Genomic DNA, 12990 nt, shown 5'->3' with positions numbered 1-12990 from the left:
TCACTTTTGCACGCCCCTGCACGGCCGTTCGCCCGAGCCGTGGCTAAAAATGCAGTCTGTTGGGTATCAATGGGAAAAGGCGATGCAGAGGGCGTCGCCCGATCCCAGAGAGAGGACCCACCATGGCTGAGGTCAAGTTCTATCGCTGCAACCACTGCGGCAACATCGTGGCCGTCGTCAAGGACGGGGGCGTGACCCCGAGCTGCTGCGGCGAGCCCATGGAGCTGCTCGTCGCCGGCTCCACCGACGCCGCCACAGAGAAGCACGTCCCCGTGGCCGTCAAGGACGGAAACCACATCGTCGTGACCGTCGGCGAGGTCGCCCACCCCATGGCCGAGGAGCACTACATCGAGTGGGTCGCGCTCGCCACCGACGGCAAGCTCTGCCTCAAGCACCTGAAGCCGGGCGACGAGCCCAAGGCAACGTTCGGCGCCTGCTGCTCCGAGGGCGGCACCGTCTACGCGTACTGCAACCTCCACGGCCTCTGGAAGTCCGAGCTCTAGCGCATCGCTCGGCATCCGCGCGGCGACTCAGGGCCCCGGGGAACCGGGGCCCTTCGCATGGAGGGGCCGCGCTGTGGCACAATCGGATGGAAGCGGGGACGAGAGGACGGGGGCGGACATGAGGATTGCGATTGCGCAGATGGGGACCCGCGCGGGCGACTTCGAGGAGACGTCGAGGCGCATGGCCGAGCAGTCGCGCTCGGCGGCCGAGAAGAACGTCGACCTTCTCGTCTTTCCCGCGACCGCGCTCTGCGGCGCCTCGCCCGTGCCCTACGTGGACCGAGAGGGGTTCCTCCTCGACCTGGCCGAGTGCCTCCTCGACCTGGCCGACGAGCTCGCCTGCCCGTGCCTCGTCCCCGTGCTCACGGACTTCGACGGGGTCGCGATGCCCGAGGCGATGCTCGTCACGTCGGGGAGGGTCGTGCCGGTGCGCCTGACGTCGTACCTCGAGGCCGCGGCGTCCGAGGAGGGGGACGTGCACGCCCTGCCGGAGCTCGAGTTCGCGGGCGCCCGGATCGGCATTGCCTTCACCTACGAGGACCTCGACGAGTACGACGAGTTCGAGTACGACGTCGACGTCATCCTCTTTCTCTCCGGCTACGGCTTCGCGGCAGACGACGTCTCGAGCGCGCTCGGCAGCTCGATTTCCGAGGGGCGCTACCCCGCCGACGCCGAGGCGACCGGGGCCTGGGTCGTGGGCGTCGGGGGCGTGGGGTGCTATGACGGGCAGGTCTTCTGCGGGTCGAGCTTCGTGCTCGCGCCGTGGGGCGAGCTCGCCGCCCAGGCGCCGAGCTTCGAGGAGGCGCTGATCGTGTGCGACGTGGACCCCTCCGCGGAGGGTCCCCTCGCCGAGCCCCTCGCGCCCGAGGTCTATGACGCGCCGCTCATGACGTGGGGGGCGCTCACGGCGGGCCTCGCCGAGGAGTGCGGCGGCGGGGCCGGCGCATGCGTTCTGGTGGACGACCAGATCGGGTCCCAGCTCGTAGCCACGCTCGCGACCGACGCGCTCGGGCCCCTCCGCGTCCGCGCGCTCGTGCGGCTCACGGGCGACGCGCGGCGCGATGCGGTGGCGGAGGCGCTCGTCCGCGCGCTGCGCCTTCCTGACGAGCGCGTCGAGCGGCTCGCGCCGGCTGACGGGGCGGACGAGGAGCTCTCGCGCGACCTCGCCGAGGCGCGCCTCGCCGCCCTCGCCCGGCGCACGGGCGCGGTTCCGCTGGGGTCCGACGACAAGACCGCGCTCGCGCTCGACGGCCGCGCCCGCGCGAGCGCGGCGCGCCTCCAGCCGATCGGCGACCTCTACCGGTCGGACGTCGTGGCCCTCGCCCACCTGCGCAACACCATCTCTCCCGTGATCCCCGCCGACGCGGCCGTTCCCCGGCCGGAGCTCCCCCTCTCGGGGCTCGAGCGCTCCCATCCCACGCCAGAGGCGCGCCTCGGCTTCGTCGACCTCGTGCTCTCGAGCTACGTCGAGTGGGAGCTTCCCGTCTCGGACATCGTGTCGGAGCGCGGGCACGAGGAGGTCGTCAACGCCATCGTCGGGCGCCTGCGCGACCTCGACTCCGCGCGGGTCACGCGCGGGCTCGTCCTGGAGCTCTCCTCGAAGACGCTCGCAGAGGCGCGCTCGCCCCGCGGGCTCGCCTGGCGAGACCGGGTGCGGGCGGATGACGAGCGGGCGATGGGCCGGGCCGCCGAGGCCCTCGAGCGACTCCGCGAGGCCGAGGAGGGGGGCGCCGAGGCGCCCGCCGCTCCCCGGGCCTCCTCGCCGACGGGGGAGGGGCACGAGCGTGACGTCCGCGACCTTCTCGGCTACCTGCGCGACTTCTCCCAAGGGGGCGGGCTCTCGCCCCTCGGGCAGCCAACGGGGGAGCCTGGCGGGCGGCATGGCGCTCCGGGGGAGGGGCCGCACCCGCTCTGGGATGGCCCCTTCTCGGAAAACTGAGGCTTGCGAGAGGGGCCTCCCGTGCTATGATAGAACGAACGTTCGCATCATGGGAGGAGGCAGATGGTCGTACTCGGCATCGACCCGGGGCTCGCGCACACGGGCTGGGGCGTCGTTGAGACCAGGGGAGCCACCTGTCGGGCGCGGGCGTACGGCTGCGTGACGACGCGCGCCTCCGAGCCGATCGACCTGCGTCTGGGCAGGATCTACTCGGAGCTGAGAGGGGTCATAGACCGCTACGGCCCCACCGAGCTCGCCATCGAGAGCGTCTACTTCGGCGAGAACACCAAGTCGGCCATCGCCACCGCGCAGGCCCGCGGCGCCGCCATCGTCGCATGCTCGACGGCGGGGCTCGCCGTGGGGGAGTACACTCCCATGCAGATCAAGCAGGCCGTCGTGGGGACCGGCGCGGCCGACAAGCACCAGGTCATCTACATGGTGAGAAACGTCCTGGCGCTCGACCACGACCCGCGCCCCGACCATGCGGCCGACGCGCTCGCCGCCGCCGTGTGCCACGCGAACGTCGTCAGAACGAAGAGCCTTGGGGAGGCAAGGAGGGTCCTCACGTGATAGTCCAGCTCACCGGCACGCTCATCGAGGCGCTGCCGACCCACGTCGTGCTCGACGTGGGGGGCGTCGGCTTCGAGCTCGGCGTCTCGTCGACCACGGCAGCCTCGCTGCCCCACGTGGGCGAGGCGGGCGTGACGCTGCTCGCGCGCATGGTGGTGCGCGACGGCTCGATGGAGCTCTACGGATTCGCCACCCGCGAGGAGCGCGCCCTCTTCGACCAGCTGCGCGCCATCTCGGGCGTGGGCTCCAAGCTCGCCCTCTCGGTGCTCTCGACCTTCTCGCCCTCCGTGCTCGCGCAGATCGTGACCACGCAGGACGCCGCGCGGATGGCCCAGGTCCCGGGGGTGGGCCGCAAGAAGGCGAGCCGCCTCATCGTGGAGCTCTCCGACGTCTTCTCCAAGAGCGCCGAGCTGCGCGGGCTCGTCGGCCTCTCCGAGCCCGACGCCGCGCCGCTGCCGGTGGCCGCCTCGGGCGCGGGCGTCGCCGCCGAGGCGACCGAGGCGCTGCTCTCGATGGGCTTCACCTCCCAGGAGGCCGAGCTCGCCCTCGAGGGGCATGAGGAGGCCGGCGCCGTCACCATCGAGCAGGTCCTCGCCTACGCCCTGAGGCGCCTGGGGAGTGGCCGATGATGTGGGAGGCGAGCGAGAAGGACCTCTTCGCCGGCGCCGCGCCCGCCCGCCCCGCGGGCCCGCGTGACGTCACGGGCGAGCTCACCGCCGACGACCTCGACCAGGACCGCACGCTCAGGCCGAGGACGCTCGACGAGTACATCGGCCAGGAGCGCGTGCGGGAGAACCTCCGCGTGCTCATCCAGGCCGCGCGCGACCGCGGCGAGGCGCTCGACCACGTGATCTTCTCGGGCCCCCCGGGCCTCGGCAAGACGACGCTCGCGGGCATCGTGGCAAACGAGATGGGGGCCAAGATGCACACCACCTCGGGCCCCGCCATCGAGCGCGCTGGGGACCTCGCCGCCATCCTCACCAACCTCGAGGCGGGCGACGTCCTCTTCGTGGACGAGATACATCGCCTCAACCACCAGATCGAGGAGATCCTCTATCCCGCGATGGAGGACTTCTTCCTCGACATCGTCATCGGCAAGGGGCCGGCGGCGCGCTCCATCCGCATCGACGTCCCCCACTTCACGCTCGTGGGCGCAACCACGCGCACGGGCCTGCTCACGGGCCCCCTGCGCGACCGCTTTGGCATCTCGTACCGCCTCGACTACTACACCCCTGCGGAGCTCGGCGTCATCGTGAGCCGCTCGGCGCACATCCTGGGCGTTGAGATCGACGAGCAGGGTGCGGCCGAGATAGCCTCGCGCTCGCGCGGCACGCCGCGCCTCGCCAACCGCCTGCTCAAGCGCGTGCGCGACTATGCGCAGGTCAAGCGCGAGGGAACGATTACCTGGGAGGTCGCCGCAGAGGCGCTCGAGTTCTTCGAGATCGACGCCATGGGCCTCGACACCATGGACGTGCGCATACTGACCGCGCTCTGCAGCACCTTCCGCGGCCGTCCGGTGGGGCTCACCACGGTCGCGAGCGCCGTCTCCGAGGACCCCTCCACGCTCGAGGACGTCTATGAGCCGTACCTGCTGCAGCGCGGCCTCATCGTGCGAACGCCGCAGGGCCGCCAGGCCACGCTTGCGGCCTTCGACCACCTGGGGATCGAGCCTCCGGCACGGTAGCGTGTCCTGCGCCTCCACCGCGCAACCGCTATCATGGGGCACAGGGCGGGCCTCGGGGGCCCGCGGGAACAAAGGAGACTCACGTGAGCGACTTCGTCAGGGCAGAGAGCGTCTTCATCGGCCAGAGCATCGACACGCGGGAGGACATGCTCCGCTTCATCTCGGAGCGGGCGGTCGAGCTCGGCTTTGCGAGCGACGCCGAGGTGGTCTGCGACGCCTTCCTCGCCCGAGAGGCGATGGGGGAGACGGGCATGACCGACGGCTTCGCCGTGCCCCACGCGAAGTCGCCCGCCATTCTCGAGGCCTCGGTCATCGTGGTGAAGAACGACCACCCCATCCCCTGGCCGAGCTTCGACGACAAGCCCATCGACGTTGCCATCTCCCTGCTCGTCCCGGAGGGGGAGGCGGGCACCACGCACATCAGGCTCCTCTCCAAGACCGCCGTCCTACTCATGAAGGACGACTTCAAGACCGTCATTCGCGGCACTGACGACCCGCGGGCCATCGCGGACGCCATCAACGCGGGAATAGAGATGGACTAGTAGGGCGGCGCGCGACGCAGCTCGGAGGAGGATGACATGTTCAAGCAGGCAAGTGAGAAGCGCGTGGCCGTGTTCGTGGCGCCGGGACTCGAGGAGATCGAGGGCCTCACGGTCGTTGACCTCCTCTTTCGTGCGGGCATCCCCTGCGACACCGTGGCGATTACGCCCGAGCGCACGGTGACGTCATCGCATGAGGTCACGATCGTCTGCAAGCGCTCGCTCTTCGACGAGGACTTCTCGTTTGACGACTACGACATGCTCGTGCTGCCCGGGGGCATCCCCGGCACGCCGAACCTGAGGGCGTGCGCGCCCCTCTGCGAGGAGCTCGCCGCCCGCGCCGCGGCGGGCCGGCCGCTCGCCGCGATCTGTGCCGCCCCGTCCATCCTTGCCGAGCTCGGCCTGCTCGAGGGGCGGCGCGCCACCTCCAACCCCGGCTTCCAGCACGTGCTCGCCGAGCACGGCGCCGTTCTCCTCGCCGACGAGCCGGTGGTCGTGGACGCCAACCTCATCACGAGCCAGGGCGCGGGCACGGCCATGCTCTTCGCGCTCGAGATCGTCCGCCACTACCTGGGGGACGAGGCGGTGGGGCGCGTCCGCGAGGGCGTCGTCCTGCGCTAGGCCTCCCGACCTGCGGCCCGTCCCGTCCCGGGCGAGGGAGAGTGACAGCTTTTGAACAGACGAGGCCCCTTTTGGGGCCTCGTCTGTTCAAAACGAGTCGGTGTGCAAAGGGGGCCGTGCAAAGGGGACAGGCACTTTCGCACGGAGGGTCCGTGCGAAAGTGCCTGTCCCCATTGCACGCCTTCGCTGGCGCCGCGGTCCTTCTCGCTACGCGCTCTTCTGCCCCATGTCCACCGAGACGTCGTTCAGCACGATGATGGCGTTCTGGAACTCGATGCCGGACACCCACGGCCTCTGGACGATCTGGCGCTTGGGATAGTAGAGCGGGATCGTGCCCCAGTCCTGCTGCGTGAGGATGCGGTCGGCCTGCTGGGCGAGCTCGGCGCGCCTGTCCTCGTCCAGCTCGGAGAGGGCCTCGTCGCAGGTGGCGTCGAACTCGGGGTTGGCGTAGAAGGAGCTCCTCTTGGACGCGTTCTCGGTCTTGAACCACGACGAGAGGTGCACGGCACCCTCGAGCGGCACGGTGGTGAGCCAGGTGACGATGGTCGCGGGCATGCCGCCCTGGGCGCGCGTGTCCGTCCAGACGCCGTTGTCGAGCGTCTCGACCCTCACGTCGACGCCGATCTCGGCCCAGTAGGCCTGGAGCGCCACCATGATGTTCTGCTCGGAGGCGCGCGTCATCGCGGTGAAGGAGAGGCCCTCGGCCCCGGCCTCGGCGAGCAGCTCGCGGGCGCGCTCGGGGTCGTAGGCGTAGGCCTCGCGCGAGTCGTCGTAGCCGATCTCTCGCGGGTTCAGGAACTGCGTCGCGGGCGTGCCCGCTCCCGAGAGAAGGGTGTCAACGAGCTCCTGGCGGTTGATGGCGAGGGAGAGCGCCTCGCGCACGCGCGTGTCGGAGAACTCAGGCATGTTGAGGTTGACGTTGACGAAGCAGGTTCCCATCGGCTCGTAGGAGACGATCTGGTCGGCCACCTCGGCGTCTCCCTGGTATTGGGAGAGCAGGGTCGCGTCGAGCTCGCATGCGTCGACGTCGCCTGCCTTGTAGTTGAGCATCTTGGTGTTGTTGTCGTCGATGTAGACGATCTCGAGCCGGTCGAGCGCCGGCGCCCCGCCGTGGTAGTCGGGGAAGGCCTCGAGCGAGACGCCCGTCTCGGTGCTGGAGACGAGCCGGTAGGGGCCCGTGCCCACGAGCGTGCCGATGCCCCAGTCGTCCCCCGCCGCCTCGCAGGCCTCGCGGGGGAAGATCTCCGCGAAGGCGAGCGTGAGCGCGCTCACGAAGGGGGAGTAGGGGTACTCGAGCCGGATGGTGAAGTGGCGATCGTCCTCCACGGTGAATCCCTCGAGCTCGGTGGCCTCGCCGTCGAGCATGGCCTGGGCGCCGACGATCATCACGTAGTAGCCGGAGCACACGGACGCCTGCTCGGGGACGAACATGCGAGTGAAGGTGTAGCGCACGTCCTCCGCGGTGAGGGTGGACCCGTCGTGGAAGGCGATGCCCTCCGCGAGCTCGAAGGAGTAGGTGAGGCCGTCCTCGCTCGCCTCGGGAAGGCCGGTGAGGAGGACGGGGGACACGGTGCCGTCGTCCTGCGAGAAGGACACGAGGCACTCGCAGATCGCGCCCGGGATGGTCCCGTTCTGCGTGGAGTGCTGCATGTCGAGCGTCTCCTTGGTGTTCTTGACGCCCCAGGTGAAGATGCGCTCCTGGGCGGCGTCGCCTGATGCTCCCCCCTCATCCGAGCACGCGGCGAGCCCGAGCGCGAGCGCCCCCGCTCCGGCGAGCGCGCAGCGACGGGTGATGAGCGGAGCTGTCGTGGGGTCAGGGTGCGACATGGTGGCCTCCAAGGTATCTTAATGTGCGGATGTAGCGTATCGTAGCAACTATAAGGCGACGCTACGTCATCAGGTCTGCGGGAGGCGCCATGTCGTTTGCCAGCGCGTGCGAGAACCTTCTCCGGGGCGTTCCGGACTACCCGTGCTTTCTGACCGTGGACGAGCTCGAGGCGGCCACCGACGGGCTCGCCCGAGCCCATCCCGACGCCGTGCGCGTGACGGAGCTCGGGCGCTCGCGGGGCGGCCGGCCCGTCAGGTGCCTCACCGTCGGGGCGGGGGAGTGCGCCGCTGCGGCGCTCGGGGCGCCCCACCCCAACGAGCCCGTGGGCGTGATGGCGGTGAGCTACCTCGCGGAGCGCCTCGCCGCCGACCCGGGTCTCGCCGCGGAGCTGGGCGTCACCTGGTACCTCGTCAAGGCGTGGGACATAGACGGGCTCGCCTTCAACGAGGGCTGGCTCAAGGGGCCCTACACGCTCTTCGACTACGCGCGCCACTACTTCCGCCCCGACTTCGCCGACCAGCCGGACTGGACCTTCCCCGTGCGGCACAAGCGGCTCGCGTTCAATGCGCCCACGCCCGAGGCGTCCTGCGGGATGCTCCTCATCGACGAGGTGCGGCCCGACCTTCTGCTCTCGCTTCACAACTGCAGCTTCGGCGGGGCCTACTGGTACGAGACGGAGCCCACCCCCGCGCTCTGGGAGCCGCTCCGCGACGCGGCTCGCCGCAGGGGCGTCCCGCTCGACCTCTCGACGCCCGAGATGCCCTACGCCAAACAGCTCGCGCCCGCCGTCCTGGGGGCCCTCGGGGCAGAGGACGCCTACGACTACTATGAGTCCCTCGGTGCCGAGGACCCGGCCGCGCTCGTGGGGCACGGCACGACGAGCGCGGCCTATGCGGCGCGCCGCCACGGCACCTTCGGCCTCGTGTGCGAGATCCCCTACTTCTACGACCGCGCCATCGAGGACGGCTCGGGGTGCGGGCGCACCCTCTCCGAGGTACTTCTCGCCCGGCTCGACTGGGTCGGCGCGTGCGGGAGGCTCGTCGAGGGGTGGATTGGGGAGCTCGGCGGCGTCCTGGGCGAGAAGAACCCGTATCGCCGGGCGCTTGCCGCGGAGTCCTTCGCGGCCTCCGACGCGGCCCTGCGGCGTCAGGCGCGGGACGACCCGGCGTTCGCGCGCGAGGCGACCGTCGCCGAGGCCTTTGACGCCGACGTCGTGCGCCGCTTCTACCGATCAAGGAACGTGGGCATGCTGCTCTCCGCGATCGACTGGGAGGCGTCCGAGCGCCGGCTCTCCTCCTCCGAGCGCGTCGTCGCGGCGGAGGTCGGGGCGGAGGCGGAGTCGTGGCTGCGCGAGGCCTGCGCCGACTTCGAGGCGCGCTCGAGCTACCGGGCGATTCCCATCCGCGACCTCGTTGCCACCCAGCTCGAGAGCGCCCTTCTCGCCGTCGCGCACGTGCGCGGGCTCATGTGACGCGCCCACCCCGCTCGGCCCCTCTGCGTGAGTGACGGGTTTTGGACGGATGAGGCCCCATGGGGGGCTCCGTTGGTACGAAACCAGTCACTCGGCCAGTTGTGGCGTGCAGGGGCGTGCAAAGGGGACAGGCACTTTCGCACGGGCGCGCCCGTGCGAAAGTGCCTGTCCCCTTTGCACGCCTGAAAAACATGACAGATGACCCTGTCACCTTTGTCAGGTCGCCTACTCCGTGGGGGCGAACTGGGACTCGTAGATGTGCCGGTAGCGCCCGCCGGCGGCAAGGAGCTCGTCGTGGGTTCCGCGCTCCGCGATCACGCCGTCGGCCATGACGCAGATGAGGTCGGCGTCGCGCACGGTGGAGAGGCGGTGCGCCACGACGAAGCTCGTGCGACCCGCCATGAGGTTGGCGAGGGCCCGCTGGACCAGGAGCTCGGTGCGCGTGTCGATGTTCGAGGTGGCCTCGTCGAGGATGAGCATCGCCGGGCGCGCGAGGATCACGCGGGCGATGCACAGGAGCTGTCGCTGGCCCGCCGAGAGCGCGCTCGAGCCGTCGAGGACCGTGTCGTAGCCCTGCGGCAGGCGCATGATGAAGTCGTCCGCGTAGGCCTCGCGGCACGCGGCGCGGACCTCCTCGAGCGTGGCGTCGGGCCGGCCCATGCTCACGTTCTCCCGCACCGTCGCGCGGCGGACCCACGTGTCCTGCAGCACCATGCCCCAGCCGGCGCGCAGGCTCTCGCGCGTCCACTCGCGCACGTCACGCCCGTCAACGCGCACGGCTCCCGCGCTCACGTCGTAGAAGCGCATGATGAGGTTGATGAGGGTGGTCTTGCCGCAGCCGGTCTCGCCCACGAGGGCGATGCGCATGCCGGGGCGCACCTCGAGGTCGACGTCGCGCAGCACCAGGCGGTCGGCGTCGTAGCCAAACGCCACGTGGTCCAGGCGCACCTCGCCGCGGGGCTCGGCGAGCGCGGCCGCGTCCTCGGCGTCGGGCGCCTCGGCGGGCTCGTCGAGCAGGGCGAAGAGGCGCCGCGCGCACGCCACGGAGTTCTGGAGCTCCGTGGCGACGCCGGAGATGTCGTTGAAGGGCTTGGCGTACTGGTCGGCGTAGCCGAGGAAGGCCGAAAGGCCGCCCACGGTGATGCCGCCGCCCATGGCCACGAACGCGCCGAAGATGCCGATCGCCGCGTACACGAGGGAGTTCGCGAAGCGCGTCGTGGGGTTCACCAGGGACGAGAAGAACACCGCCTTGAAGCTCTCCTCCCCCAGGGCGTCGTCCGTCTCGGCGAAGCGCGCGGCGACGGCCCCCTGCGTCTCGAAGGTCTCGACGGCCGAGATGCCGCCGACCATCTCCTCCACGTAGGCGGTGAGCTCGCCGCGGATGCGCGACTGGCCCGAGAAGTGCTTCGCGCTGTGCGTGGCGATGAAGCGCGCCGTGAAGACCGAGACGGGGGTGAGCAGCGCCACCACGGCGGCGATGGCGGGGTTGAGCGCAAACATGAAGACGAGCGTCACCACGATGGTGAGGATGCCCGTGGGGAGCTGCTGGAAGGCCATGAGCAGGCCGTTCGTGAGCATGTCGGCGTCCGTGACGATGCGGCTCGCCAGGTCGCCGTGGCCGTGGGAGTCGAGGTAGGAGAGCGGGAGCTCCTGCAGGTGGTCGAAGCAGCGACGACGCAGGTCGAGCGTCGCGCCGAAGGCGAGTCGGTTGGTCACGGCCGTGAGGGCCCACTGGCAGGCAGCCGTGGCGGCGAGCGCCCCGGCGATCCAGGCGAGCGAGGCGCGCAGGCCGGCGAAGTCGACCTCGCCCGGGCCCACCACGCAGTCGACCGCACGGCCGGAGAGCACGGGCAGCGAGAGCGTGCCCACCACGACGGCGACGGTGAGCAGGGCGGTCAGCGCGAGCGCACCGCGCCGCCCGGCAAACAGGCCGGCCATGCGGCGGACGGTGCCGTCCGAGGGGCGCGTGACGCCCCCGCGCGGGTTCTTCTCGCTCATCGGGACACCTCCTCGGCGGTGAGCTGGGACTCGCAGATCTCGCGGTAGACGGGGCAGCCCTCAAGGAGCTCCTCGTGGGTGCCGAGCCCCACCTGGCGCCCACCGTCGAGCACGAGGATCTGGTCGGCGTGGCGCACGGCGGTCACGCGCTGCGAGATGGTCACGACGGCGGTGCCGGCGCAGTCGCGGGCGATGGCCCGGCGCAGCGCCGCGTCCGTGGCAAAGTCGAGCGCCGACGAGGCGTCGTCGAGGATGAGGACGCCCGGGCGCCGCGCGAGGGTCCGCGCGATGGCGAGGCGCTGGCGCTGCCCGCCGGAGAAGTTGCGGCCGAACTGCTCGACATCTGCGGCAAGCCCGCCCTTGCCGTCCACGACCGAGGCGGCCTGCGCCGTGGCGAGCGCGGCCTCGAGGTCCTTCTCGCCCGCGCCTGCGTCGCCCCAGCGCAGGTTGGACTCGATGGTTCCCGAGAAGAGCGCGGCGCCCTGCTCCACGAGCGAGACCTCGCGCCGGAGGCTCTCGCGCGTGAGCTCGCGGACGTCGGCGCCGCCCACGCGGACCGCGCCCTCGGTGGCGTCGTAGAAGCGCATGGCGAGGCTCGCGAGCGTGGACTTGCCCGATCCCGTGCCGCCGATGACCCCGAGCGTCTCGCCGGGCGCCAGCGCGAAGCTCACGTGGCTGAGGGCGTGCCCGGCGCCATCGGCGTAGGTGAAGCTCACGTCGTCGAAGGCGAGTGCGGGCTCGCCCGGCAGGAGCGCGGCCTCGCGCGGGCCGTCGGCCATGGAGGGGCGCGTCTCGAAGACCTCGTTCACGCGCTTGGCGCAGGCTGAGGCCTTGGAGAGCAGCACGATGAGGTTCGTGAGCTTGAGGAGCTCGACGAGCGCCTGGCTCACGTAGCTCACGAGCGCCACGAGCTGCCCCTGCGTGAGGTGGCCGGCGTCGACGCGCAGGCCCCCGAACCACAGCAGGGCTATGAGGCCGCAGTTTATGGCGAGGTAGGTGAGCGGGTTCACGAGGGCGGAGACGTCTCCCGTGGAGACCTGGCGGTCGCGCACGGTGCCGGCCGCATCGGAGAAGGCGGCGCGCTCCGCGGCCTCGCGGCGGAAGGCGCGCAGCACGCGCACGCCCTCGAGGTTCTCCGTGGTGGCCAGGAGCACGTCGTCGAGGCCCCGCTGAATCTCGCGGTAGCGGCTCGTGGTCACGCGCATGAAGCCCATGACGACGGCGCCCGAGACGATCACGGCGGCGAGCAGCGCCGCCCCCTCGACGCCGTCCACGAGAAAGGCCGCGACCACGGTGCCGAAGGTCACGAAGGGCGAGCGCAGGATGAGCCTGAAGAACATGTTGAGGCCGTCCTGCACCTGCTGGGAGTCGTTGGTGATGCGGGTGACGAGCGTGGACTTGCCCAGGCGCTCCACGTCGGCGCGCGAGAGGCTGAGCACGTGGCGGAAGAGGTCGTCGCGCAGGGCGGTGCCGAAGGCGGAGGCCAGCTTGGAGCAGAAGTACTGCGCCGTGACCGAGATTGCCCAGGCGAAGACGCCCATGCCCACGAGCAGCGCGCCGTGCCAGAGCACGTAGGGGACGTCGCGCGTGGCTATCCCGACGTCGATCACCTGCGCCATCACAAGGGGGACGAGGAGCTGGAGCAGCGCCTCGAGCATCTTGAAGAGCGGGGCGAGCACGCACTCGGCGTAGTGCCCGGCGAGGTAGCGTCTGAGCCTGAACATCTGGCCTCCGGAAAGAGCGGTCAACCGTTTGATTCTAGCGCGCGCCGCGGGCCGAGGCCCCTCTCGGCCCCTCCGCCGTCCGTGGCGCGGTGCCCGACTGCCTCGTCGTGCGC

The 12990-nt window shown here is 70.9% G+C and carries 11 protein-coding genes; 8 read left to right on the top strand and 3 right to left on the bottom strand.

Going from position 1 to position 12990, the window contains the following annotated elements; all coding sequences use genetic code 11:
• The first annotated feature begins 122 nt into the window (after positions 1 to 122).
• The 7 genes from BQ7391_RS10445 to BQ7391_RS10415 all read left to right on the top strand — a co-directional run bounded on the left by BQ7391_RS10445 (position 123) and on the right by BQ7391_RS10415 (position 5856).
• Positions 123 to 503 carry a desulfoferrodoxin gene (locus BQ7391_RS10445; protein WP_075280554.1) on the top strand — a complete coding sequence of 127 codons (381 nt, stop codon included), beginning with the start codon at positions 123 to 125 and terminating at the stop codon, positions 501 to 503.
• A gap of 118 nt (positions 504 to 621) precedes the next feature.
• Positions 622 to 2442, top strand: a complete 1821-nt coding sequence (locus BQ7391_RS10440) for a nitrilase-related carbon-nitrogen hydrolase (protein WP_075280553.1) — start codon at positions 622 to 624, stop codon at positions 2440 to 2442.
• Positions 2443 to 2505: 63 nt separating this feature from the next.
• On the top strand, positions 2506 to 3012 hold the full coding sequence (gene ruvC, locus BQ7391_RS10435; protein WP_075280552.1) for a crossover junction endodeoxyribonuclease RuvC: 507 nt from the start codon (positions 2506 to 2508) through the stop codon (positions 3010 to 3012).
• Positions 3009 to 3641, top strand: coding sequence for a Holliday junction branch migration protein RuvA (gene ruvA, locus BQ7391_RS10430; RefSeq protein ID WP_075280551.1), 633 nt, complete (start codon positions 3009 to 3011; stop codon positions 3639 to 3641). Before ruvC ends, ruvA begins: the two co-directional genes overlap by 4 nt.
• Complete coding sequence (gene ruvB / locus BQ7391_RS10425) at positions 3641 to 4696, top strand: Holliday junction branch migration DNA helicase RuvB (protein WP_075280986.1); 1056 nt, start codon at positions 3641 to 3643, stop codon at positions 4694 to 4696. Before ruvA ends, ruvB begins: the two co-directional genes overlap by 1 nt.
• An 83-nt stretch (positions 4697 to 4779) precedes the next feature.
• Positions 4780 to 5238: a PTS sugar transporter subunit IIA gene (locus BQ7391_RS10420; protein WP_075280550.1), complete on the top strand. Its 459-nt coding sequence runs from the start codon at positions 4780 to 4782 to the stop codon at positions 5236 to 5238.
• A gap of 36 nt (positions 5239 to 5274) precedes the next feature.
• Positions 5275 to 5856: a DJ-1 family glyoxalase III gene (locus BQ7391_RS10415; protein ID WP_075280549.1), complete on the top strand. Its 582-nt coding sequence runs from the start codon at positions 5275 to 5277 to the stop codon at positions 5854 to 5856.
• 207 nt (positions 5857 to 6063) lie between these two features.
• Here BQ7391_RS10415 and BQ7391_RS10410 read toward each other — a convergent pair whose 3' ends face one another.
• Positions 6064 to 7683, bottom strand: coding sequence for an ABC transporter substrate-binding protein (locus BQ7391_RS10410; protein WP_075280548.1), 1620 nt, complete (start codon positions 7681 to 7683; stop codon positions 6064 to 6066).
• A gap of 89 nt (positions 7684 to 7772) precedes the next feature.
• Here BQ7391_RS10410 and BQ7391_RS10405 point away from each other — a divergent pair, with 89 nt between their 5' ends.
• Positions 7773 to 9155: a M14 family zinc carboxypeptidase gene (locus BQ7391_RS10405; protein WP_075280547.1), complete on the top strand. Its 1383-nt coding sequence runs from the start codon at positions 7773 to 7775 to the stop codon at positions 9153 to 9155.
• A 225-nt stretch (positions 9156 to 9380) separates the two neighbouring features.
• On the opposite strand, the gene BQ7391_RS10400 is transcribed toward BQ7391_RS10405, so the two are convergent.
• Positions 9381 to 11153, bottom strand: coding sequence for an ABC transporter ATP-binding protein (locus BQ7391_RS10400; protein WP_075280546.1), 1773 nt, complete (start codon positions 11151 to 11153; stop codon positions 9381 to 9383).
• Positions 11150 to 12877, bottom strand: coding sequence for an ABC transporter ATP-binding protein (locus tag BQ7391_RS10395; RefSeq protein WP_075280545.1), 1728 nt, complete (start codon positions 12875 to 12877; stop codon positions 11150 to 11152). Before BQ7391_RS10395 ends, BQ7391_RS10400 begins: the two co-directional genes overlap by 4 nt.
• Positions 12878 to 12990 lie beyond the last annotated feature (113 nt).

This window comes from Thermophilibacter provencensis (assembly GCF_900128445.1).
GTDB classification, from domain to species: Bacteria; Actinomycetota; Coriobacteriia; order Coriobacteriales; family Atopobiaceae; genus Thermophilibacter; species Thermophilibacter provencensis.
This window is presented reverse-complemented; position numbering and strand designations above follow the sequence as displayed.

Coding starts and splice junctions, on each gene's coding strand:
- BQ7391_RS10445 (WP_075280554.1), top strand. CDS start 123: ATGGCTGAGGTCAAGTTCTATCGCTGCAACCACTGCGGCAACATCGTG.
- BQ7391_RS10440 (WP_075280553.1), top strand. CDS start 622: ATGAGGATTGCGATTGCGCAGATGGGGACCCGCGCGGGCGACTTCGAG.
- ruvC (WP_075280552.1), top strand. CDS start 2,506: ATGGTCGTACTCGGCATCGACCCGGGGCTCGCGCACACGGGCTGGGGC.
- ruvB (WP_075280986.1), top strand. CDS start 3,641: ATGTGGGAGGCGAGCGAGAAGGACCTCTTCGCCGGCGCCGCGCCCGCC.
- BQ7391_RS10415 (WP_075280549.1), top strand. CDS start 5,275: ATGTTCAAGCAGGCAAGTGAGAAGCGCGTGGCCGTGTTCGTGGCGCCG.
- BQ7391_RS10410 (WP_075280548.1), bottom strand. CDS start 7,683: ATGTCGCACCCTGACCCCACGACAGCTCCGCTCATCACCCGTCGCTGC.
- BQ7391_RS10405 (WP_075280547.1), top strand. CDS start 7,773: ATGTCGTTTGCCAGCGCGTGCGAGAACCTTCTCCGGGGCGTTCCGGAC.
- BQ7391_RS10400 (WP_075280546.1), bottom strand. CDS start 11,153: ATGAGCGAGAAGAACCCGCGCGGGGGCGTCACGCGCCCCTCGGACGGC.
- BQ7391_RS10395 (WP_075280545.1), bottom strand. CDS start 12,877: ATGTTCAGGCTCAGACGCTACCTCGCCGGGCACTACGCCGAGTGCGTG.